Annotated in this window: 22 protein-coding genes and 2 pseudogenes; 12 read left to right on the top strand and 12 right to left on the bottom strand. The window is 53.1% G+C overall.

Going from position 1 to position 22625, the window contains the following annotated elements; translation table 11 throughout:
- Position 1 precedes the first annotated feature (1 nt).
- Positions 2-703 carry a monofunctional biosynthetic peptidoglycan transglycosylase gene (mtgA, locus tag J7445_RS01020; RefSeq protein WP_049230408.1) on the top strand — a complete coding sequence of 234 codons (702 nt, stop codon included), beginning with the start codon at positions 2-4 and terminating at the stop codon, positions 701-703.
- Between the two features lie 408 nt (positions 704-1111).
- Here mtgA and nadC read toward each other — a convergent pair whose 3' ends face one another.
- Complete coding sequence (gene nadC, locus J7445_RS01025) at positions 1112-1993, bottom strand: carboxylating nicotinate-nucleotide diphosphorylase (protein WP_070655634.1); 882 nt, start codon at positions 1991-1993, stop codon at positions 1112-1114.
- Positions 1994-2067: 74 nt separating this feature from the next.
- The gene (locus J7445_RS01030; protein ID WP_070655632.1) at positions 2068-3006 is read right to left on the bottom strand and encodes an NUDIX hydrolase; all 939 of its coding nucleotides are present in this window, start codon (positions 3004-3006) and stop codon (positions 2068-2070) included.
- A 201-nt stretch (positions 3007-3207) separates the two neighbouring features.
- On the opposite strand from J7445_RS01030, the gene nadA reads away from it, so the two are divergent.
- From nadA to J7445_RS01055, 5 genes and pseudogenes are all read left to right on the top strand, one after another.
- Complete coding sequence (nadA, locus tag J7445_RS01035; RefSeq protein WP_209283092.1) at positions 3208-4320, top strand: quinolinate synthase NadA; 1113 nt, start codon at positions 3208-3210, stop codon at positions 4318-4320.
- An 11-nt stretch (positions 4321-4331) separates the two neighbouring features.
- A pseudogene (locus tag J7445_RS01040) lies at positions 4332-4442 on the top strand (IS5/IS1182 family transposase); the annotation flags it as partial.
- A gap of 35 nt (positions 4443-4477) precedes the next feature.
- The gene (gene nadB / locus J7445_RS01045) at positions 4478-6022 is read left to right on the top strand and encodes an L-aspartate oxidase (RefSeq protein WP_070655627.1); all 1545 of its coding nucleotides are present in this window, start codon (positions 4478-4480) and stop codon (positions 6020-6022) included.
- A gap of 123 nt (positions 6023-6145) precedes the next feature.
- Positions 6146-6496 (top strand): helix-turn-helix domain-containing protein, encoded by a 351-nt coding sequence (locus tag J7445_RS01050; protein ID WP_209283093.1) that lies wholly within the window; start codon positions 6146-6148, stop codon positions 6494-6496.
- Positions 6400-7296 carry an IS3 family transposase gene (locus J7445_RS01055; protein ID WP_209283094.1) on the top strand — a complete coding sequence of 299 codons (897 nt, stop codon included), beginning with the start codon at positions 6400-6402 and terminating at the stop codon, positions 7294-7296. The genes J7445_RS01050 and J7445_RS01055 overlap by 97 nt, the downstream gene beginning before the upstream one ends.
- A gap of 81 nt (positions 7297-7377) precedes the next feature.
- Here the strand turns inward: J7445_RS01055 and J7445_RS01060 are convergent, their stop codons facing one another.
- The gene (locus tag J7445_RS01060) at positions 7378-8793 is read right to left on the bottom strand and encodes a DEAD/DEAH box helicase (protein ID WP_070654881.1); all 1416 of its coding nucleotides are present in this window, start codon (positions 8791-8793) and stop codon (positions 7378-7380) included.
- 458 nt (positions 8794-9251) lie between these two features.
- On the opposite strand from J7445_RS01060, the gene J7445_RS01065 reads away from it, so the two are divergent.
- On the top strand, positions 9252-9500 hold the full coding sequence (locus J7445_RS01065; protein ID WP_070654879.1) for a hypothetical protein: 249 nt from the start codon (positions 9252-9254) through the stop codon (positions 9498-9500).
- Between the two features lie 185 nt (positions 9501-9685).
- Here J7445_RS01065 and J7445_RS01070 read toward each other — a convergent pair whose 3' ends face one another.
- The 6 genes from J7445_RS01070 to J7445_RS01095 form a co-directional block, all read right to left on the bottom strand.
- Positions 9686-10327, bottom strand: coding sequence for a GrxB family glutaredoxin (locus tag J7445_RS01070; protein ID WP_070654877.1), 642 nt, complete (start codon positions 10325-10327; stop codon positions 9686-9688).
- A 106-nt stretch (positions 10328-10433) separates the two neighbouring features.
- Positions 10434-10874 carry a hypothetical protein gene (locus J7445_RS01075; protein WP_019271588.1) on the bottom strand — a complete coding sequence of 147 codons (441 nt, stop codon included), beginning with the start codon at positions 10872-10874 and terminating at the stop codon, positions 10434-10436.
- A complete protein-coding gene (locus J7445_RS01080; protein ID WP_019271587.1) occupies positions 10867-11307 on the bottom strand; it encodes a hypothetical protein in 441 nt (146 codons plus the stop codon). Before J7445_RS01080 ends, J7445_RS01075 begins: the two co-directional genes overlap by 8 nt.
- A gap of 75 nt (positions 11308-11382) precedes the next feature.
- Complete coding sequence (locus J7445_RS01085) at positions 11383-12129, bottom strand: hypothetical protein (protein WP_209283095.1); 747 nt, start codon at positions 12127-12129, stop codon at positions 11383-11385.
- A gap of 20 nt (positions 12130-12149) precedes the next feature.
- A complete protein-coding gene (locus J7445_RS01090) occupies positions 12150-12491 on the bottom strand; it encodes a hypothetical protein (protein ID WP_209283096.1) in 342 nt (113 codons plus the stop codon).
- 39 nt (positions 12492-12530) lie between these two features.
- Complete coding sequence (locus tag J7445_RS01095; protein WP_244969492.1) at positions 12531-13274, bottom strand: hypothetical protein; 744 nt, start codon at positions 13272-13274, stop codon at positions 12531-12533.
- A 227-nt stretch (positions 13275-13501) separates the two neighbouring features.
- Between J7445_RS01095 and J7445_RS01100 the strand changes: the two genes are divergently transcribed.
- On the top strand, positions 13502-15715 hold the full coding sequence (locus tag J7445_RS01100) for a RelA/SpoT family protein (RefSeq protein WP_070654883.1): 2214 nt from the start codon (positions 13502-13504) through the stop codon (positions 15713-15715).
- 232 nt (positions 15716-15947) lie between these two features.
- On the opposite strand, the gene adhP is transcribed toward J7445_RS01100, so the two are convergent.
- On the bottom strand, positions 15948-16991 hold the full coding sequence (gene adhP / locus J7445_RS01105) for an alcohol dehydrogenase AdhP (RefSeq protein WP_083294196.1): 1044 nt from the start codon (positions 16989-16991) through the stop codon (positions 15948-15950).
- A gap of 433 nt (positions 16992-17424) precedes the next feature.
- Between adhP and J7445_RS01110 the strand changes: the two genes are divergently transcribed.
- From J7445_RS01110 to J7445_RS12405, 4 genes and pseudogenes are all read left to right on the top strand, one after another.
- Entirely contained in the window at positions 17425-18900 is a 1476-nt protein-coding gene (locus J7445_RS01110) for an aldehyde dehydrogenase family protein (RefSeq protein WP_070654871.1), read from the top strand.
- A 107-nt stretch (positions 18901-19007) separates the two neighbouring features.
- Complete coding sequence (locus J7445_RS01115) at positions 19008-19358, top strand: helix-turn-helix domain-containing protein (RefSeq protein WP_209283097.1); 351 nt, start codon at positions 19008-19010, stop codon at positions 19356-19358.
- Positions 19262-20158, top strand: a complete 897-nt coding sequence (locus J7445_RS01120) for an IS3 family transposase (RefSeq protein WP_209283094.1) — start codon at positions 19262-19264, stop codon at positions 20156-20158. The genes J7445_RS01115 and J7445_RS01120 overlap by 97 nt, the downstream gene beginning before the upstream one ends.
- Before the next feature lie 276 nt (positions 20159-20434).
- Positions 20435-20542, top strand: a pseudogene (locus J7445_RS12405) (IS5/IS1182 family transposase); the annotation flags it as partial.
- 98 nt (positions 20543-20640) lie between these two features.
- Here J7445_RS12405 and J7445_RS01125 read toward each other — a convergent pair.
- Together J7445_RS01125 and ubiD are read right to left on the bottom strand one after the other, a co-directional pair.
- The gene (locus J7445_RS01125) at positions 20641-20892 is read right to left on the bottom strand and encodes a hypothetical protein (RefSeq protein WP_101810619.1); all 252 of its coding nucleotides are present in this window, start codon (positions 20890-20892) and stop codon (positions 20641-20643) included.
- Positions 20893-21123: 231 nt separating this feature from the next.
- Positions 21124-22602, bottom strand: coding sequence for a 4-hydroxy-3-polyprenylbenzoate decarboxylase (ubiD, locus tag J7445_RS01130; RefSeq protein WP_209283098.1), 1479 nt, complete (start codon positions 22600-22602; stop codon positions 21124-21126).
- Between the last annotated feature and the right edge of the window lie 23 nt (positions 22603-22625).

The following is a 22625-nucleotide window of genomic DNA, read 5'->3' on the forward strand; positions in this document are numbered from 1 at the left end:
AATGTTCCGCATCATCAAATGGCTGATTGCCCTGCCTTTGGGCGCATTTATCTTTTTCAACGCTTATGTGTACGGCAACATCATCACTTACCGCGCCGTCGCGCCGAATAAAACCGCCTTCATGGCGATGCGGATGCGGCAGTTTCAAAGCGAAGGCAAAGATGTCGCGCTCGATTACCGCTGGGTGCCTTACGACCGCATTTCGGTTAATCTGAAAAAAGCCCTGATTGCCTCCGAAGACGCCAAATTCGCCGAACACGGCGGCTTCGACTGGGGCGGCATCCAATACGCCATCAAGCGCAACAAACAAAGCGGCGAAGTCAAAGCAGGCGGCTCGACCATCAGCCAACAGCTTGCTAAAAACCTGTTTCTGAACGAAAGCCGCAGCTATGTCCGCAAAGGCGAAGAAGCCGCGATTACCGCGATGATGGAAGCCGTTACCGACAAAGACCGCATTTTCGAGCTGTATCTGAACGCCATCGAATGGCACTACGGCGTATTCGGCGCAGAAGCCGCGTCCCAGTATTTCTACAAAAGACCCGCCGCCAACCTGACCAAACAGCAGGCCGCCAAACTCGCCGCCCGCGTCCCCGCGCCGCTGTTTTACGCCGACAACCCCAAAAGCAAACGCCTGCGCAACAAAACCAACATCATCCTGCGCCGTATGGGTTCGGCAGAACTGCCCGAAAGTGATCTGGATTGAGGTCGTCTGAAAACCTGAAACATGGTTTCAGACGACCTTTGCGTAACTGTAACCTTGTTTGCCGTATCACATATACCACTTATCCGAATACTTTTTCCGTTATTCCTGTGCAGGCGGGAATCCATTTTTGAAATTCAGAAATCTTTTTCAAATCAAAGTTTCTCAAGTTTTACGATGGATTCCCGCCGTAGCCTGTCCTCGCGTAGGCGGGGGCGGGAATGATGACAATCGGTAAGTTGCGTGTCGAAAATAATATAGTCCATAAGGACGTTGGCAACGCTGTATCATTGCAATTTTAATCCACTCCAGAAAACGCCCGTTTCGTCATCTTTACCCCGCCTGTGAGGGAATGACGAAACGGGCGTTTTTGAATGGATTTTCTTTCTGCGCCGCTGTCTTCGGCGAAATTTACGCCACGAAATCCAAACCTATGTCCAGCGATCGGCTGCTGTGGGTCAGATAGCCGAGGGCGATGCCGTCCACGCCGGTTTGCGCCACGCTCCGTAAGCGGTCGAAGCCGATGCCGCCCGATGCTTCGCAATAGATGGTGTGGGGGTGGGCGGTTTGCGTGTGGCAGCGGTTTGCCGCTTCTTTCAGGGTTTCGTCGTCCATATTGTCCAGCAAAATTCGTTCCGCGCCCGCTGCGATGGCTTCGTCCAGTTGTGCCAACGTGTCCACTTCGATTTCTACGCAAGTCAACGGTCCGACCGCCTGTTTTGCCTGCCGAACTGCTTGGGCGATGCTGTCGCAATAGGCGAGGTGGTTGTCTTTGATGAGCACGGCGTCGTCCAAACCCATGCGGTGGTTCACGCCGCCGCCCGCCCTGACGGCGTATTTTTGCAGGACGCGCAGCAGGGGGATGGTTTTGCGGCTGCACACGATGTCTGTGCCGTATTCGGCGACTTCGGCAACGGCACGCGCGGTGGCGGTGGCGATGCCGCTTAAGTGCGTGAGGTAGTTGAGCGCGGTGCGTTCGGCGGCGAGCAGCGCGCGGGCGTTGCCTTCTACGGCAGCCAGCGTCTGACCTGCACGGACGGCTTGCCCGTCTTGGATTTCGGTTTGGAAGCGGACGGACGGATCCATCGTCTGAAAGGCGAGGCGCGCCAAGTCCATGCCGGCGATGGCGCCGTCTTCGCGGCTGACGAGGAAGAGTTTGGCGGTTTTGTCGGGCGCGATGACGGCGGCGGACGTAATGTCGCCACGCCTGCCCAAATCTTCGCTCAGGGCTTGTTCGACTATGGGGCGCAGCAGGGTGTCGGGCAGGGGGAAGAGGGTGTCTTCAGACGACATGGGGTTTCCTTTTTTGAAAAGATTGATGTTGCACCGATGGGGCAAAACTTCATTTGAGGTCGTCTGAAAACGGGCTAACGGCTGCCCAGCGGCAGTCCGATGTCCGAAATCAGCCTGTCGGGCAGGACGTCGTCGCGGAAGCGGTAAAGCTGTGCGGGACGGCCTTTGCTGCCCGATACGCCGGTATCCGACGGTTCGATGAGGTTTTGCTGCTGAATCTGGCGGCGGAAGTTTTGCTTGTGCAGCAATCTGCCGCTGATGGCTTCGACGCTGTTTTGCAGTTGCAGCAGCGTGAATTCGGGCGGCATCAGTTCGAAAATTACGGGGCGGTATTTGATTTTGGCGCGCAGGCGGGAAAGGGCGGTTGCCAGCACGCGGCGGTGGTCGTGGCGCATGGGCTGCCCCGTGAGCGCGAAGTCGAAGTTTGCCTGCGGCTCGGCGGCCTCCGCTATCAGGCCGCTTTCATACAACATTTCATAGCGTTGCAAAACGTATTCTTCCGACCAGTTTTCCGGTTCGACCCCCCAGCACAAATGAATGCGCTTGAGCCGCTTTTGGCGCACTTCCTCCGTGTCCGCCGAGTTTGCCCAAATGCGCAGGCGGCTGACGATGGTGTCGCGCTGTCCGCCGTCGGTGCGCAAGTCTTCCCACGGGAAATAGCCGTAGAAGTCCTGCCATTTCGCGTCAGGATGCAGGATGCTGTCGGCTGCCTCGCGCACCAGCCCCAAATAGCTGACGTACAGTACGGGCATGCCGTGTTCGTTGCGGCGGTGGGTATCGACAAAGGTGTAAAGCTGTTCCACATAGCCCATAGGCTGCGAAGTCTGCTTGGCGACCCACAGCTTCACGCCCGCCTGCAGGGAATTGCGCAGGGGGGAGAGCGGGCCGTTGGGCAGGAGCGTGCCTTGGGCGACGGTCAACACCCGCAGACCGCCGTCGGTAACGGCAATCAATACGGGAACCAGCTCGACGATGCTTTGCGGCGGGGCTTCGGCTTCGGGGTAGGCATCCATGCTCGGCTTTCTGCGGGTGGGAAAGGCTTTATTGTAAACCAAAGCGGTTTGTCGGAACGAAGCGGGTCGGTTTTGCGGTATCTCAAACCTGGTTTCAGACGACCTTGCATATTATACTCAAGTTGAGCATAATATAAAAACAGTTTGAAAAACAGACGGCAAACCTTCATGCCGTCTGAAAACCAGCTACAAGGAAACATCATGCAAACCGCCGCCCGCCGCTCGTTCGACTACGATATGCCCCTCATCCAAACGCCGACTTCCGCCTGCCAAATCCGTCAGGCGTGGGCGAAGGTTGCCGACACGCCCGACCGCGAGACGGCAGGTCGTCTGAAAGACGAAATCAAGGCCTTGCTGAAGGAGAAAAACGCGGTCTTGGTGGCGCACTATTATGTTGATCCGCTGATTCAGGATTTGGCTTTGGAGACGGGCGGATGCGTGGGCGATTCGCTGGAGATGGCGCGCTTCGGTGCGGAACACGAGGCCGGTACGCTGGTGGTGGCGGGCGTGCGCTTCATGGGCGAGAGTGCGAAAATCCTCTGCCCTGAAAAAACGGTGCTGATGCCTGATTTGGAAGCAGAATGTTCTTTGGATTTGGGTTGCCCGGAAGAGGCGTTTTCGGCGTTTTGCGACCGACACCCCGACCGCACGGTGGTGGTGTACGCCAACACTTCCGCAGCCGTGAAAGCGCGTGCCGACTGGGTGGTAACGTCTTCGGTGGCGTTGGAAATCGTGTCGTATCTGAAATCGCGCGGCGAGAAACTGATTTGGGGACCCGACCGCCACCTCGGCGACTACATCCGCCGCGAAACGGGCGCGGATATGCTGTTGTGGCAGGGTTCGTGCATCGTCCATAACGAATTCAAAGGGCAGGAACTGGCGGCGTTGAAGGCGGAGCATCCCGACGCGGTGGTGCTGGTTCATCCCGAATCGCCGCAAAGCGTCATCGAACTGGGCGACGTGGTCGGCTCGACCAGCAAATTGCTCAAAGCCGCCGTATCTCGTCCCGAAAAAAAATTCATTGTGGCGACCGATTTGGGCATCCTGCACGAAATGCAAAAGCAGGCGCCCGACAAAGAATTTATCGCCGCCCCGACGGCGGGCAATGGCGGAAGCTGCAAAAGCTGCGCGTTCTGCCCGTGGATGGCAATGAATTCGCTGGGCGGCATCAAATACGCCCTGACAAGCGGACACAACGAAATTCTGTTGGACAGGAAGCTGGGCGAAGCCGCCAAACTGCCTTTGCAGCGTATGCTCGACTTCGCGGCAGGACTCAAACGCGGGGATGTGTTCAACGGCATGGGGCCCGCCTGATTTGCCGTCCATATTATAGTGGATTAAATTTAAATCAGGACAAGGCGACGAAGCCGCAGACAGTACAAATAGTACGGCAAGGCGAGGCAACGCCGTACTGGTTTAAATTTAATCCACTATACCGTTTCAGACGACCTCTCAAACAAAGGACAACACCATGCAAACCGATTGCGACGTATTGATTGCCGGAAACGGGCTGGCGGCACTGACGCTCGCCCTGTCGCTGCCTGAATCGTTCCGCATCGTCATTTTGTGCAAAAACCGGCTGGACGACACCGCCAGCCGCCATGCGCAAGGCGGAATTGCGGCGGCGTGGTCGGGAGAGGACGACATCGAAAAACACGTTGCCGATACCTTGGAAGCGGGCGCGGGCTTGTGCGACGAAGCCGCCGTCCGCACCATCCTGTCGCAGGGCAAACCGGCAATCGAATGGCTGCTGGCGCAGGGCGTGGCGTTCGACCAAAATAATAACAACCTGCACCTGACGCGCGAAGGCGGGCATACCTGCCGCCGAATCGCCCACGTCGCCGACTACACGGGCGAAGCCGTCATGCAGAGCCTGATTGCCCAAATACGCCGCCGCCCGAACATCCGCGTTTGCGAGCGGCAAATGGCGTTGGACGTTCAAACCGAATCAGGCGCGGCATGCGGACTGACCGTCCTCGACCGCCGAACGCAAGAAACCTACCGCATTCGCGCCCGCCATACCGTACTCGCAGGCGGCGGCTTGGGACAGATTTACGCCGCCACCACCACGCCGCCCGAATGCACGGGCGACGCCATCGCCATGGCGATACGCGCAGGCTGCGCAGTCGAAAACCTCGAATTTATCCAATTCCACCCCACAGGCTTGGCAAGGTCGTCTGAAAACGGCCGCACCTTCCTGATTTCCGAAGCCGTGCGCGGCGAAGGCGGCATTCTGACCAACCAAGCGGGTGAACGGTTTATGCCGCATTACGACCGCCGCGCCGAACTCGCGCCGCGCGACATCGTTGCCCGCGCCATCGCCGCCGAAATCGCCAAACAAACGCAAGATTTCGTCTCACTCGACATCAGCCATCAACCCGCAGAGTTCGTCCGTCAGCATTTCCCATCCATCCATCGGCACTGCCTATCCCAATGCGGCTTGGACATCGCGCGCCAAGCCATCCCCGTCCGCCCCGTGCAACACTACACCTGCGGCGGCATCCAAACCGACCCCTACGGCAGAACCTCCCTGCCGCGGCTCTACGCCTTAGGCGAAACCGCCTGCACAGGGCTGCACGGAGCCAACCGCCTCGCCAGCAACTCCCTGCTCGAATGCGTCGTGACCGCCAGGCTTGCCGCCCAGACCATTGCGGACGGACAAGCGTTCCAAACCGCACCGTCCCAAAGGTCGTCTGAAAACCCCTCCGCCGAAGCAGACATCTTTTCAGACGACCTCCAAAACACATTCAGCCGCCCCGTCCTGCAAACCTTCAACCAACGCCATCTGGGCATCCTCCGCAACGATACCGGCCTGCGCCGCGCCATCGCCCAACTGCGGCTTTGGAAACAAAACCAAGCCGAACCGCACACCGCGTCCGAATATGAAAACCGCAACCTGCTCGAATGCAGCCTCGCCGTCGCCCAAGCCGCATACGCAAGGCGGCAAAACATCGGCGCGCATTTCAATACCGATTTGGCAGAGCGTGTCGATTGGAAAAAACAGGCGGCAGGCTGAAGGGGTGGGCTGCGCGGGGATTTGAGATATTCCTGTGAAAAATGAAGAAAGGTCGTCTGAAGAGTTTGAACTGCACCCCAAAAGTTGGATACATCCCCTCCAACTCACAAGGTGCAGTTTTTTATGAGCAAATATACATTACACTTCAAATACCAAGCCGTACTCCACTACCTGCACATACGCAGCCAACAGCGTACCGCAGACCATTACGGCATTTCCCAAACCCACCTGCGGCGATGGATACGCGCCTATCAGGAAGGCGGCATCGGCGCACTCGAACATCCCCAATCCAAAACCATGCCCCAACACCGCAAAAACCCCTTCATCGCCGACAAACCCGACAACGAAAAAACACAGGCAGAGCTTATCGAAGAGTTGTGCTATATGCGCGCAGAGGTTGCCTACCTAAAGGAGTTAAAAGCCCTCAGCCCAAAGCGGACCGAAAAGGACAAAGCCAAACCGTCCAAGCACTGAGGGCGCAACACCCGCTCAAATACCTGCTGCACATCGCAAACCTGCCCAAAAGCAGCTTTTACTACCATCACCAAGACCGACCCGACCCCGATGAAGCCGACAAAGCCCTTATCGCCGAAATCTACGAACGGCATAAAGGACGCTACGGGCAAAGGCGCATTGCCGCAGCATTGGATTGGAACCGCAAAAAAGCAGCTCGGTTGATGAAACAGATGGGGCTGAAAGCCAAAATACGGGCGAAAAAAGCCTACCGCCATCCCGCCATGGGCGAAATATCGGAACACCTCCTCAAACGCCGGTTCAAAGCCCGAAAGCCCAACGAAAAATGGCTGACCGACGTGACCGAACTCAAAGGGAGCGACGGCAAACTGTACCTCTCGCCAATCTTGGACTTGTTCAACCGAGAAATCGTCGCCTACGCCATGAGCCGCAATGCTAACAGCGAAATGGTGAAGGAAATGCTCGAAAAAGCCGCACCCCGTCTGACTGATAAGGGAACGATGCTGCATTCCGACCAAGGTGTGCTGTACCGTACGGCGGGGTATAGGGAATTGCTTGCGGAGCATTCCATGGTTCAAAGCATGTCGCGTAAGGCGAACTGCTGGGACAATGCACCGATGGAGAGTTTCTTTGCGGTGCTGAAGACGGAGTGTTTCTATAACGCAGGGGAATTGACGGTGGACGAATTGATGAAGCAGATAGATGACTATATGGATTACTACAACCGGGAGCGTTGCAGTTTGAAATTGAAAAAGCTGAGTCCTGTCGCATACAGAACCCAGCTTGCACAGAGCGCCTGAATAGGCTTTTATGAGTGTCCAAGATTTGGGGGGCAGTTCAGTCGTTTCAGACGACCTTTTAGGCTTTGTGGAGAAGCGAATTTATTTCGTGCCGTAATTGGGTTGCAGCAGGGCGCAGGGTTGGCGTTCCCTGCGGCTGCGGCGGCTTCGTCCGGCGATGGTGCCACAGGCGGCGCCGGGATCGGCTTTGTCCGCTTTGGGGAATTTGTCGCCGCGGTCGTTACGCTCGTTACGTTCATTGCGTTCGCTGCGGTTGTTCCGTTCGGAGCGGTTTCTGTCGCTGCTGCGGCTGCGGGTCGGTGCGGGTTGGGTGTCTGTGGCGGCATCGCCGTCGGCGTCGGTTCCCCACCAGTTCGGCTCGAAGCCTTCGATGCGTTCGACTGCCAAGTCGTTACCGGTCAGCTCTTTGATGGCTTCAAACATTTTTTGTTCGGTTTTGTCCATCAGGGAAATGGCAACGCCGTCCGCGCCTGCCCTACCGGTGCGTCCGATGCGGTGGACGTAGTCTTCGGGCTGGGTTGGCAATTCGTAGTTGATGACAAAGGGCAGCTCGGCGATGTCCAGTCCGCGTGCGGCGACGTCGGTGGCGACGAGGACGCGCAGGCTGCCTTCTTTGAAGGCGTTGAGGGTTTCGAGGCGGCTTTGCTGGGATTTGTCGCCGTGGATGGATTGGGCGGCGAGGTTTCGGCGCACGAGGTCGCGGGTAACTTGGTCGACGCTTTGTTTGGTTTTGCAGAACACGATGACTTGGTTCATCTGCAAATCGACAATCAGCCGCTCTAGGAGGTTGCGTTTTTTAAGCGCGTCAACGGCGATGATGTGTTGCTCGACATTGGCGCTGGTGGTGTTTTGCGCGGCAACTTCGACGATTTCGGGCGCGTTCATGAAGTCTTTGGCGAGTTTGCGGATGGGCGGGGCAAACGTTGCGGAAAAGAGCAGGGTTTGGCGTTGTTTGGGCAGCATCTGCATGATTTTGCGGATGTCGTCGATGAAGCCCATATCCAACATACGGTCGGCTTCGTCGAGAACGACGATTTCGACTTTGTTGAGGTTGATGTTTTTTTGTTTGACGTGGTCAAGCAGCCTGCCGACGGTGGCGACGACGATTTCGCAGCCGGCGCGCAGGTCGGCGGTTTGTTTGTCCATGTTGACGCCGCCGAAGAGGACGGTGTGGCGCAGCGGCAGATTTTTGATATAGCCCTGCACGTTTTGGTCGATTTGGTCGGCGAGTTCGCGCGTCGGGGTCAATACGAGCATACGCACGGGGTGCATCGCGGGCGAGGTACTGGCGGTGGCGTAGCGTTTGAGGCGTTCCAGACTGGGCAGCATAAAGGCGGCGGTTTTGCCTGTGCCGGTTTGGGCGGCGGCGAGTAAATCATGACCGGCGAGTGCTTTGGGGATGGCGGCGGCTTGGATGGGCGTCGGGTTTTCGTAACCTTGTTCGGTCAGCGCGGAAACGAGTTCGCTGCCCAGCCCGAGTGAGGCGAATGGATTCATGGCGGTATCTTTCTGTCCAGACGGGATGCGGCATGCCGCGAGGGGTCGTCTGAAACGGGAGAATGTTTTGATGATGTGTTTTATAGGATGCCGCTGGCAAAGTGTGCGGCCGGTGTACGGCAAGCCGCAGAAAATGAATGTGGCTTCTGCGGTATGGAAAGGTAAGCGGGATTATGCCATAAAACCCTTGCGCCGCCCAACGGCAGGCGGGCGGGGTATGGTTGTTCGGCTGCGTTGCCGAGTCGATAAGGGAATTTTTTACATTGCGGTGGCGTCGGTGTTTATGTTTCTTAAATTTTTGAAACCGCTTATCATTTTCTGACGGCATTTACTGTCATAGTTCAAACTTATCGAAAACTTTCATATGTAAATGAAACTAAATCGTACTAATGGGACTCTGTTTTGGGACAGACGCAAATTTGCGCTGTAAACCATCAATCACAATAGGAATATACGACATGAAAACTTTATTGATCGCCGTTGCCGCTGCAAGCCTGATGCTGGGTGCCTGCTCTAGCAGCAAAACTACTGAAGAAGCTAAAACCCCTAGCGTAAGCGTTGAAGAGGCAATCGTTCAATGTCAACAAGCTTCCGGTGCCAACCAAGACCGCGCCGTGTTCGATGCATGTATGAAAGACAAAGGCTACCAACGCAGCGCCGCTGAAGGCGCAGCCGCAGCTGCTGCTTCTGCACCTGCCGCACAATAAGCACAGCTAGGAATTATTGATGTATCACCCGATCTGTTCGGGGTCATACATCAACAATTTCTCGCCATGCTTGTTCCGCCTGATTCCATTCACTCCCGGAAGGTAGGGCGGGCGCAAACGGAAAGGTCGTCTGAAAACTGTTTTCAGACGACCTTTCCGTTTGTTTTATCCGGCGGATTCGGTTATTACAAGGCGCAGTCAAAATACAGCGGCACGCCCGATGCTTCGCTCATCCGCATCAGGTAATCCATAATCTTTTGCGGCCACTCGACGCCGCGCACAACGGTCAGGTTGCGCAATATTGGGAACACCAACACGTCTTCCATACCGGCTTCGCCGTTCAAGCCCGTGCCGCCTTCGGTCATCAGCGTTTCCAGTTCTGCCAAATCCTCGTTCAGCTGTTGCACATACTGACCGGTTTTGTCCAAATTGGTGGCGAAGCTGCCGATATTTTTCTCTTTTTTGTCCGTGAAATATTTCACCGCTTCCGGCGTTTCAAATTCGGGCAAACCGATTTTCACCACGCGCGGATGGACGAGTTTCAGGTTGTATTCGCCCACTTTGTCCAACCATGCCTGGATTTCGGGGCGGGTTTCATCTTTCAGACGACCCTCGCGGTCAAGATAGCGGACAACGTCCAAACTCTCGCCCATAAACGAACCGTCTTCTTTTTGCAGGATGGGCACTTGTTTCGCGCCGATCATGCCGATCGGCGTTGCCTCGTCGTCGTTTGCCAGCACGACTTCTTCAACGTCCGCGCCAAACAGCCCCGCCGCCATCCGCGCACGCACGCAAAACGGGCAATGGTCGTAGTAATACAGTTTCATTAAAAATCCTCCGAAAATGGGTTTGATTGGGCAAAGGCCGTCTGAATGCCTCACGCAAAAGGATTATCCTGCCAAATATCTTTGGAAGCCATATCTGATAACGTGTTTATACGGCCGGGATATATGCAGTATTTTCTCTGGGCAGTATAACCGATGTTGAAATTTCCGTCGGATACACGACATCAGCGGCTGTCTCTGCTGAAATTTCACCTGCCAACTCATTGTAAATTCCTTTGTCGTTTTGGAAATCAATATCGGCAACCTTGCGCCTTTCCCCGTTTTCCAAAACCACTTCTGATTCAAATAATATTTTATTATCGGCTTCATCTTTCAGATTGATTTCTGCAAAATCCAAAGAGATCGATTGGATATCCCAGTCGGACAATAGAGAAAGCTCTCCTTCCTCCGTTTTCCCGTTACTGTTTTCGTCATGCCAGATTCTTAGCTCGCCCCACAATTCATCATATTGATTAATGATATTATTATTGTCGCTGTCCAAATCTTTCAAAGCTTCTACGCCGTTTTCTGCGCGCTTGCCGTCAGACATAAGCCTGTTGTTGGTTCATCGCCTTGATTGCTGCCGTATCCGATCCGTATTTGGTTTCTTTGGGATTGTTCCGCAAATCAAACTGAAAACGGTTGTATTCGGCTTTTCCTTCTTCATAAACAAATCTTCGTGCATATTCATTCGCTGTTATATTGCGATTTCCATCAATATCAAGATCAAGCTTGGAAATTGTTTTCGACAAACCATGTCCTAACTCATGAGCCCAATCAGAAGCAGTCAGATATCTTTTGTCTGCCGTACCGAATACAATACTTCTATTTTCTTTACTGCCAATTAGTTTGCTTTGGAAAAATATGCCGGAATATTTAGTGTTTGCTTGAATACTCCCTAACCCCCATTGATTGATAAAGTTATGGGTTTGCCCCAGTAAAATTGAATCCCGAATAATCTGATTAACTTCCGAAACAGGCATCCCTAATTTTAAAAAATGCTGCCGGATTTGTGTGTTGTAGCCATACCATATACCTTTAAAATTAAATACTATCGACTATCTGATAAGAAAGATGCTGGAAATATCATTAATGCATTTGTCTGTTGGATGCTGAAATAATATTCCTGCACCTTTCTCCTCCCTTATAACCAAATGTCTATCACTCCCGATCAAATGGTTGTTTTCATCTACTGCTACTTGTTTTACTACCGTATACCTAGGAAAAACTTGTTCTGTTCCATTGTTAAAGCATACGCTGACCGGGCTTAGGATATGAGATGAAACATAGGGTTTCGGCAAATCATCAGGATAACGGTCGTCAGGAAACAATGAACGGTATCGTTTTATATAATCAGGCGTTGCTTCGATTTCTAAAAAAGTACTGCCGTCGTAGTCGGTCTGATGCACTACCGTAAAGCCGTCGGTCGGCCGTTTTAGCTTACGCCGCCTGTGTTTGAGCCATTTCTGCCGCTCTGCCTTGTCTTTCCATCTGAGTACCGCCTGTTTTTCTCCGTCAGGCCGCAAACGGCCGGAAAGCCGCAGATAGCGCCGGTACACGGGAATCTGCCACTTTTTCGCTAAATCTTCAGGCGGCATATCAAGCAAACAGGCACTATGCAGCGTGCCGGCTATCTGTCTGAACAAATTCTCGAAGCTCTCTACAGGATAAAGCTGCCCGCAGCCCGTTGCGTCATCCGCATATGCTTGAGAAACAGAGACCGTCTGAATGCCGCTATCAGCATGAGACAAAATGGGCAGCAACATGGCCGGCCACAACAAAGCAGCTAAAAATTTCACACTCATCTCCTTCTTGATAAAAATTATTACTTGCTAAGGTTTTTTGTTGGATTTCTCTTATCAGCAAGATCTAGTCTATAAACAGTATCAGAAATACCATGCTCGATTTCATGGGCATAATCAGAAGCCGTAAGATAATCTTTTCCAAATACCATCTCACGGTATTCAATGTCTCCTTTTAATTTTCTCGTTGTATAAGTGGCTGGAACATGATGATCGACACGAATACTTGATAGCCCCCATTTATTGATAAAAATATGAGTCTTTTGCATAATAACATTATCCCGCATGATGCTATCAATCTCCTTTTTAGGCATGCCCATGCGAATAAAATGCTGCCGGATTTGTGCATTTTGAACTGTTGCCATAATAATTCTCCTATTAATTGTTAGAGTAAATTTTTAATTTTAATTGGTGATAAAATAATTTTTTTCATATTGAATATAAGATATTTCCTTGCTACATCTCATATTTTCTTGGTTATCATGCATAAAGTATAGAGATACACTATCTTTAATAGACAATCTTGCATGAAAATCCTTAATATGACCGTTGTTGTCAATAGCCTCTAATGATTTTTCAAAACTTACAGCAGAATCAGAACAAAGTATAGGCCTAAACATTGGATGCAAAGCAATTCTTGGCAGGGGCAAATCCTCGGGATAACGGTTGTCAGGAAACAGCGAACGGTAATGCTTTAAATAATCAGGCGTTGCTTCGATTTCTAAAAAAGTGCTGCCGTCGTAGTTGGTCTGATGCACTACCGTAAAGCCGTCGGTCGGCCGTTTTAGCTTACGCCGCCTGTGTTTGAGCCATTTCTGCCGCTCTGCCTTGTCTTTCCATCTGAGTACCGCCTGTTTTTCTCCGTCAGGCCGCAAACGGCCGGAAAGCCGCACATAGCGCCGGTACACGGGAATCTGCCACTTTTTCGCTAAATCTTCAGGCGGCATATCAAGCAAACAGGCGCTGCGCAGCGTGCCTGCCATCTGCCTGAACAAACTCTCGAAGCTATTTACAGGATAAAGCTGCTCGCAGCCCGTTGCGTCATCCGCATATGCTTGAGAAACAGAGACCGTCTGAATGCCGCTATCGGCATGAGACAAAATGGGCAGCAACATGGCCGGCCACAGCAAAGCAGCTAAAAATTTCATACTCATCTCCTTCTTGATAAAAATTATTACTTGCATTGATATTATTCCCAATATTTTTTCACTGCAAGCACATTTACACGCTAATTGTTTGTTTTATTTTGATGTTTATATGTTATTGCAAGTTGGGTAGCCCAGGCCGTCTGAAACATGCTTTGCCGCAAAATACGGGCAAGCTGCTACAATACAGCCGCTATGTCGAAACAAAACAAACGGAGAAACGGCACGCCATGAGCAACACACGACAAACACCGGAAATCCCCGCCGCACCGCTGCAAGAATCCCGCGCGTGGTTTGACGCGCACACCGCCGGTTTGCCCGAACCTGCGCAAAAGCTGCTTCAGACGGCCTTGTCGCTGGCCGAGACGCATTATCCTGCCGATGCCGTCACGCCGTATGGTGAGCCGCTGCTCGACCATTTTCTCGGCGCGGCGCAGATGGTCAATGAATTCGACCTGCTCCCCGATGCCGTCGCCGCGACCCTGCTTGCCGACATCGGACGCTACGTCCCCGACTGGAATCTATTGGTTTCCGAACGCTGCAACAGTACTGTCGCCGAGCTGGTCAAAGGTGTGGACGAAGTGCAGAAGCTCACCCACTTCGCCCGTGTGGACAGCCTCGCTACGCCCGAAGAGCGCGCCCAGCAAGCCGAAACCATGCGTAAAATGCTGCTGGCGATGGTAACTGACATCCGCGTCGTGTTGATCAAGCTCGCCATGCGCACCCGCACCATGCAGTTTCTCAGCGAGGTTCCCGACAGCCCCGAAAAACGCGCCGTCGCCAAAGAAACCCTCGACATCTTCGCTCCGCTCGCCAACCGTTTGGGCGTGTGGCAACTTAAATGGCAGCTCGAAGACCTTGGCTTCCGCCATCAAGAACCCGAAAAATACCGCGAAATCGCGCTGCTTTTGGACGAAAAACGCACCGAACGCCTCGAATACATCGAAAACTTCCTCAACATCCTGCGCGCGGAGCTCAAAAAATACAACGTTCACTTCGAAGTAGCCGGTCGCCCGAAACACATCTACTCCATTTACAAAAAAATGGTGAAGAAAAAACTCAGCTTCGACGGCCTCTTTGACATCCGCGCCGTGCGGATTCTGGTCGATACCGTCCCCGAGTGTTACACCACGCTGGGTATCGTCCACAGCCTCTGGCAACCCATCCCGGGCGAGTTCGACGACTACATCGCCAACCCTAAAGGCAACGGCTATAAAAGTTTGCACACCGTCATCGTCGGCCCGGAAGACAAAGGCGTGGAAGTGCAAATCCGCACCTTCGATATGCACCAATTCAACGAATTCGGTGTCGCCGCCCACTGGCGTTACAAAGAGGGAGGCAAGGGCGATTCCGCCTACGAACAAAAAATCGCCTGGTTGCGCCAACTCTTGGACTGGCGCGAAAACATGGCGGAAAGTGGCAAGGAAGACCTTGCCGCCGCCTTCAAAACCGAGCTTTTCAACGACACGATTTACGTCCTGACCCCGCACGGCAAAGTCCTCTCCCTGCCCACGGGCGCAACCCCCATCGACTTCGCCTACGCCTTACACAGCAGCATCGGCGACCGTTGCCGCGGCGCGAAAGTCGAAGGGCAAATCGTGCCGCTGTCCACCCCGCTTGAAAACGGACAGCGCGTCGAAATCATTACCGCCAAAAAAGGGCATCCTTCCGTCAACTGGCTCTACGAAGGCTGGGTCAAATCCAGCAAGGCAATCAGCAAAATCCGCGCCTACATCCGCCAGCAAAACGCCGACACCGTGCGCGAAGAAGGCCGCGTCCAACTCGACAAGCAGCTTGCCAAACTCACGCCCAAGCCCAACCTGCAAGAGCTTGCCGAAAACCTCGGCTACAAAAAACTCGACGACCTCTACACCGCCGTCGGACAGGGCGAGATTTCCAACCGCGCCATCCAAAAAGCCTGCGGCACGCTGAACGAACCGCCGCCCGTACCCGTCAGCGAAACCACCATCGTCAAACAGTCCAAAATCAAAAAAGGCGGCAAAACGGGTGTACTCATCGATGGCGAAGACGGCTTGATGACCACGCTTGCCAAATGCTGCAAACCCGCGCCGCCCGACGATATTGTCGGCTTCGTTACCCGCGAGCGCGGTATTTCGGTACACCGCAAAACCTGCCCGTCCTTCCAACACCTCGCTGAACAAGCGCCTGAGAAAGTGCTGGACGCAAGCTGGGCGGCATTGCAGGAAGGACAAGTGTTCGCCGTCGATGTCGAAATCCGCGCCCAAGACCGCTCAGGGCTTTTGCGCGACGTATCCGATGCACTCGCCCGCCACAAACTCAACGTTACCGCCGTGCAAACCCAGTCCCGCGACTTGGAAGCCAGCATGAGGTTCACGCTCGAAGTCAAACAAGTCAACGACCTCCCGCGCGTCCTCGCCAGCCTCGGCGACGTCAAAGGCGTCTTGAGCGTCACGCGCTTGTAAGGTGGAACAAAAGGTCGTCTGAAAAACGGATTTGGGGTTTTTCAGACGACCTTTTTATGAGAATACTTGCGAAGATTTAGAGATTTGGCCATTCGTTGAGTCAACTGCCATCATACCTGTCGGTGCGTGAATGACGGCGCAAGTTTTTTATTTTCATGCCGATAAATTAAAGGTCGTCTGAAACCCAAAACAAGGTTTCAGACGACCTTTTTAGTCAACTGCCTACATCAAATTAATGATGACCGCAGCCGCATTCTTTTTTCATGTCGATAACCATGCGGCCGGTGATTTTGCCTTCGCGCATTTCTTGGAAGATTGCCGGAGCTTCGTCCAAGGCGCGCAGTTGGACTTTCGGTACGACCAAGCCTTCCGCACCGAATTGGAAGGCTTCTTCCAAGTCTTTGCGCGTACCGACCAGTGAGCCAACCACTTCGATGCCGTCCAAGACCAGACGAGGGATGGACAGGTCCATAGATTCGGGCGGCAGACCGATGGCAACGACGCGGCCGCCTGCACGGACGCAGTCCACAGCGGAGTTGAACGCGGCGGCGGATACGGCGGTAACAACGGCTGCGTGTGCGCCGCCGGTTTTTTCCTGAATCACTTTGGCTGCGTCTTCTTTGGCGGCGTTGATGACCAAATCTGCGCCACTTTCTTTAGCGAATGCCAGTTTTTCATCGTTGATGTCGATGGCGACAACGTGTGCGCCGAATACTTTTTTCGCGTATTGGACACCCAAGTTGCCCAGACCGCCCGCGCCGTAAACGGCAATCCATTGTCCCGGACGCACGCCGGAAACTTTCACGCCTTTGTAAGTGGTAACGCCGGCGCAGGTAATGCTGGAAGCTTGCGCAGGGTCGAGGCCGTCGGGTACTTTGACGGCGTAGTCCGCATCAACGATACAGTGGGTCGCCATACCGCCGTCGGCGGTGTAGCCTGCGTTCAATACGGAACGGCACAAGGTTTCGCGGCCGGTATTACAGTATTCGCACGAACCGCAGCTTTGGAACAACCATGCGATGCTGACGCGGTCGCCGACTTTCAGGGCGTTCGCGCCCGGAGCGACTTCTTTGACGATACCGATGCCTTCGTGTCCCAACACGCGTCCCGGTTTTTCGCCGTAGTCGCCTGCCGCAACGTGCAAGTCGGTATGGCACACGCCGCAATATTCGACTTCAACCAACGCCTCGCCGTATTCCAACGGGCGCACTTCGCGTTCTACAACTTCTACATCGCCTGCTACATTTTGATTCACAACAACTGCTTGCATCTTCATGGTGTTCTCCTTGGCATTCGTCAGAAATCCGTAAAAGGTCGGGTAGGAGGTAACCCCTCCTGTAAATGAGAATACTCCCCTTCATTTCGCTGTGTCAACACCCTATCTTTTTGAAAAATAAGAAATAAAATGTTATACCATAACATTTTGCCTGCCTGAAAATATGCCCACCAAGACGCTGAAAAATTCTTACACATATCATGTAAAAAAGGTCGTCTGAAAACTTTAATTACATTAACAAACCCGCTTCATTTCCATGCGGGGTCAAGCCTTATCGGATTGGATTTCCTATTTTAGAAAATTACATATTTGGAATTTTGAGAACGTTATCACTTTTAATGCTTGAACTGAAAGAGAAAAAATACTATTCTATTTTCAGACGACGTTTGAGGAACGTCCAAAACCTAAGAAAGACAACTAAGGAGACAGCATCATGGCAAAAGATTTAAATGTGTTTGATAAAGAGTACGGCCTCTTGATTAACGGCGTGTGGACCAAACCCGGCGCGCTTTTGGATTCCTACAATCCCGCCAACGGAGAATTGTTAGCTAAATTTACCGATGCATCCGATGCCGATGTCGATGCTGCGGTTGCCGCCGCGCAAGAAGCATTCAAAACATGGCGCAAGACTACCACCACCGAACGCGCCGCCATACTCAACAAAATCGCCGATGTGATTGACGAAAACTTGGAATTGTTCGCCTTGCAGGAAACGCTGGACAACGGTAAACCTATCCGCGAAACCCGCGCCGCCGACATCCCGCTGGCTTCCGACCATTTCCGTTATTTCGCCAGCGTCATCCGCGGCGAAGAAGGCACCGCCACCCAGCTTGACTCCGAAGACCTGTCTATTGTCCTGCGCGAACCCATCGGCGTAGTCGGTCAGATCATTCCGTGGAACTTCCCCTTCCTGATGGCGGCTTGGAAAATCGCCCCCGCACTCGCCGCAGGCTGTACCATCGTTATCCACCCGTCTTCCAGCACTTCGCTGAGCCTGTTGTCGTTTGCTCAAAAAATCAACCACTTGCTGCCTAAAGGCGTGTTGAACATCATTACCGGACGCGGTTCTAAATCCGGCGAATACATGCTGCGCCACAAGGGCTTCAACAAACTCGCCTTTACCGGTTCGACCGAAATCGGCCGCCACATCGGCATCGCCGCTGCCGAAATGCTGATTCCCGCTACCTTGGAGCTGGGCGGCAAATCCGCCAACATCTTCTTTGACGACATGCCTTTTGACAAAGCCCTCGAAGGCGCGCAAAAAGGTATTTTGTTCAACCAAGGCCAAGTGTGCTGCGCCGGTTCGCGCATCTTCGTACAAGAAGGCATTTACGACAAATTCGTCAACGCCTTGGCTGAAGAGTTCAAAAAAATCAAAGTCGGCCTGCCTTGGGAAGACGATACCCAAATGGGTTCGCAAGTCAACGCCGGTCAGCTTGAAACCATTTTGAAATACGTCAAAATCGGCGAACAGGAAGGCTGCCGCATCATCACCGGCGGTAAAAAAATCGAAGGCGAATTGGGCAAAGGCGAATTTGTCGAGCCGACCTTGATCGAAGCCGGCAGCAACAGCGCCCGCGTCGCCCAAGAAGAAATCTTCGGCCCGGTTGCTACCGTGATTAAATTCAAAACCGAAGAAGAAGTCATCAAAATGGCGAACGACAGCGAATACGGCTTGGGCGGCGCAGTGTGGAGCAAAGACATCAACCGCTGCCTGCGCGTTTCCAATGCACTGGAAACCGGCCGCGTTTGGGTGAACTGCTACAACCGCCTGCCCGCAGGCGCACCGTTCGGTGGCTACAAAACTTCAGGCATCGGTCGCGAGACCCACAAAATGATGCTCGCCGCCTACACGCAGGTGAAAAACATCTACATCTCCACCCGCGAAGAGCGTGAAGGCTTCTATTGATTGCCTGCTGAACATCGTTTATTGATGTAGAAAAAAGGTCGTCTGAAATCTGAACTGCACCCCAAAAGTTGGACACATCCCCTCCAACTCACAAGGTGCAGTTTTTTATGAGCAAATATACATTACACTTCAAATACCAAGCCGTACTCCACTACCTGCACATACGCAGCCAACAGCGTACCGCAGACCACTACGGCATCTCCCGAACCCACCTGCGGCGATGGATACGCGCCTATCAGGAAGGCGGCATCGGCGCACTCGAACATCCACAATCCAAAACCATGACCGAACACCGCAAAAACCCCTTCATCGCCGACAAACCCGACAACGAAAAAACACAGGCAGAGCTTATCGAAGAGTTGTGCTATATGCGCGCAGAGGTTGCCTACCTAAAGGAGTTAAAAGCCCTCAGCCCAAAGCGGACCGAAAAGGACAAAGCCAAACCGTCCAAGCACTGAGGGCGCAACACCCGCTCAAATACCTGCTGCACATCGCAAACCTGCCCAAAAGCAGCTTTTACTACCATCACCAAGACCGACCCGACCCCGATGAAGCCGACAAAGCCCTTATCGCCGAAATCTACGAACGGCATAAAGGACGCTACGGGCAAAGGCGCATTGCCGCAGCATTGGATTGGAACCGCAAAAAAGCAGCTCGGTTGATGAAACAGATGGGGCTGAAAGCCAAAATACGGGCGAAAAAAGCCTACCGCCATCCCGCCATGGGCGAAATATCGGAACACCTCCTCAAACGCCGGTTCAAAGCCCGAAAGCCCAACGAAAAATGGCTGACCGACGTGACCGAACTCAAAGGGAGCGACGGCAAACTGTACCTCTCGCCAATCTTGGACTTGTTCAACCGAGAAATCGTCGCCTACGCCATGAGCCGCAATGCTAACAGCGAAATGGTGAAGGAAATGCTCGAAAAAGCCGCACCCCGTCTGACTGATAAGGGAACGATGCTGCATTCCGACCAAGGTGTGCTGTACCGTACGGCGGGGTATAGGGAATTGCTTGCGGAGCATTCCATGGTTCAAAGCATGTCGCGTAAGGCGAACTGCTGGGACAATGCACCGATGGAGAGTTTCTTTGCGGTGCTGAAGACGGAGTGTTTCTATAACGCAGGGGAATTGACGGTGGACGAATTGATGAAGCAGATAGATGACTATATGGATTACTACAACCGGGAGCGTTGCAGTTTGAAATTGAAAAAGCTGAGTCCTGTCGCATACAGAACCCAGCTTGCACAGAGCGCCTGAAAAGGCTTTTATGAGTGTCCAAGATTTGGGGACCAGTTCAATCCGGATTCGGGTTTCAGACGACCTTTTTTAAAATTGCGGCAAGTATCCCTGCCCTATCAACATTCTAAACTATAGCTAAATTACTTTATTTACAATACGCAACTTACCGGCTGTCGTCACTCCTGCGCAGGCGGGAATGACGGCATTTGATGACATGCCGGATTTAAAGTTAAGTATGTTTACTATAGAAAGCGGGATAAATCCGTTATTTCAAATTTAACGAATTTAAATTTGAAATATAGTGGATTAAATTTAAATCAGGACAAGGCGACGAAGCCGCAGACAGTACAGATAGTACGGCAAGGCGAGGCAACGCCGTACCAGTTTAAAGTTAATCCACTATAAAAAATAAAAGGTCGTCTGAAAATCTGTTTTCAGACGACCATTTTTGAAATTGCAGTCAGGTCATCGTTACCTTATCAACGGTTCAAATTACCTAGTCAGCTAAAAGCCTGCCACACCACCCAAGCAATGATTGTCCAAGCAAATACCACTCCCGCTGCCAATATCATCACAAATACCAGCCAGACGGCAATCTCTATCTTACGTCCGGTCAATACGCGCCGTACTTTCCGCAGGCCGCCATGCCGATATGGGCGGCGCAGAACGGAAATGCGCTTTTTGCCGTAGCTCAGGAAATCCCAAGTAGCGGCAAAGAATTCGAGAACGCCAGATACAAAATCCAATACCACTATTTAAACTCCGTAAAATATACTGGCGTTATAGTAAATCCAAACAAGGAATCCCTATTCCGTCATTTACGCGCAGGCGGGAATTCGAGCCCTGATTTATCAGGAATATTTAGAGGTTGCCGCGACTTTAAACTTCTGGATTCCCGCCTGCGCGGGAATGACGGTAATTGAATCTTCCCTGTTCCAATCCGCTGTAAAAACGTTTTCAGACGACCTTTTTGATGTTCGGGTTTACAACCCCAACTCCCCCCAAATCTCATCAATCTTAGCCGTAACCGCAGGGTCTTTTTTGATCACACGTCCCCATTCTCGGTCGGTTTCGCCCGGCCATTTGTTGGTCGCGTCCAAGCCCATTTTGCCGCCGAGTCCGCTGACGGGGCTGGCGAAGTCGAGATAGTCGATGGGCGTGTTTTCCACTAAAACGGTGTCGCGCACGGGGTCCATGCGCGTGGTGACTGCCCAGATGACTTCTTTCCAGTCGCGCACGTTTACATCGTCATCGACCACGATGATGAATTTAGTGTACATAAACTGGCGCAGGAACGACCAGCAACCCATCATCACGCGCTTGGCGTGTCCGGCATACTGTTTTTTCATGCTGACCACCGCCATGCGGTAGGAGCAGCCTTCGGGCGGCAGGTAGAAATCGGTGATTTCGGGAAACTGCTTTTGCAAGAGCGGTACGAACACTTCATTCAACGCCACGCCCAAAACGGCGGGTTCATCGGGCGGTTTGCCTGTGTAGGTCGAATGGTAAATCGGGTTTTCGCGCATGGTGATGCGTTCGACCGTGAACACGGGAAAATGGTCCTGCTCGTTGTAATAGCCCGTGTGGTCGCCGTATGGGCCTTCCAACGCGGTTTCGTTCGGATGGATGACGCCTTCCAGTACGATTTCGGCACGGGCGGGCACTTGCAAATCGTTGCCGATACATTTCACCAGCTCCGTCCGTGAACCGCGCAGCAGTCCGGCAAACTGGTATTCGCTCAAGGTATCGGGAACGGGCGTTACTGCGCCCAAAATGGTGGCAGGGTCGCAACCGAGCACGACGGCGACGGGATACGGCGTATCAGGATTGAGTTTGCGGAATTCCTGATAATCCAACGCGCCGCCGCGATGCGACAGCCAGCGCATAATCAGCTTGTTTTTGCCGATGAGTTGTTGGCGGTAAATGCCTAAATTTTGGCGTTTTTTGTGCGGTCCGCGCGTTACGGTCAAGCCCCACGTTACCAGCGGCGCAACGTCTTCCGGCCAGCAATACTGAATCGGAAGTTTATATAAATCAACGTCTTCGCCTTCCCACACGATTTCTTGACACGGCGCGTTTTTCACCACGTTCGGCGCCATGCTCCAAATGTCTTTCAGCAGCGGCAGTTTGGAAAATGCGTCTTTAATGCCTTTGGGCGGTTCGGGTTCTTTCAAATACGCCAGCGTCTGCCCGATTTCGCGCAGTTTGGACACGCTGTCCGCGCCCATGCCCATTGCCACGCGCTCGGGCGTACCGAACAGGTTCGCCAACACGGGATAATCGTAGCGCGTGCCGTCGGGCTTAATCGGGTGCTCAAACAGCAACGCCGGCCCTTCGGCGCGCAGCACGCGGTCGGCGATTTCGGTCATTTCCAAATGCGGGGAAACGGGATGCGCGACGCGTTTGAGTTTGCCCTGCTGTTCGAGCATAGCGATGAAGTCGCGTAGGTCTTTGTATTTCATGTTGATCCTTATTTGAGGTCGTC

Origin of the sequence: Neisseria sicca, from assembly GCF_017753665.1 — a bacterium.
In the GTDB taxonomy this organism is placed as follows: domain Bacteria; phylum Pseudomonadota; class Gammaproteobacteria; order Burkholderiales; family Neisseriaceae; genus Neisseria; species Neisseria flava.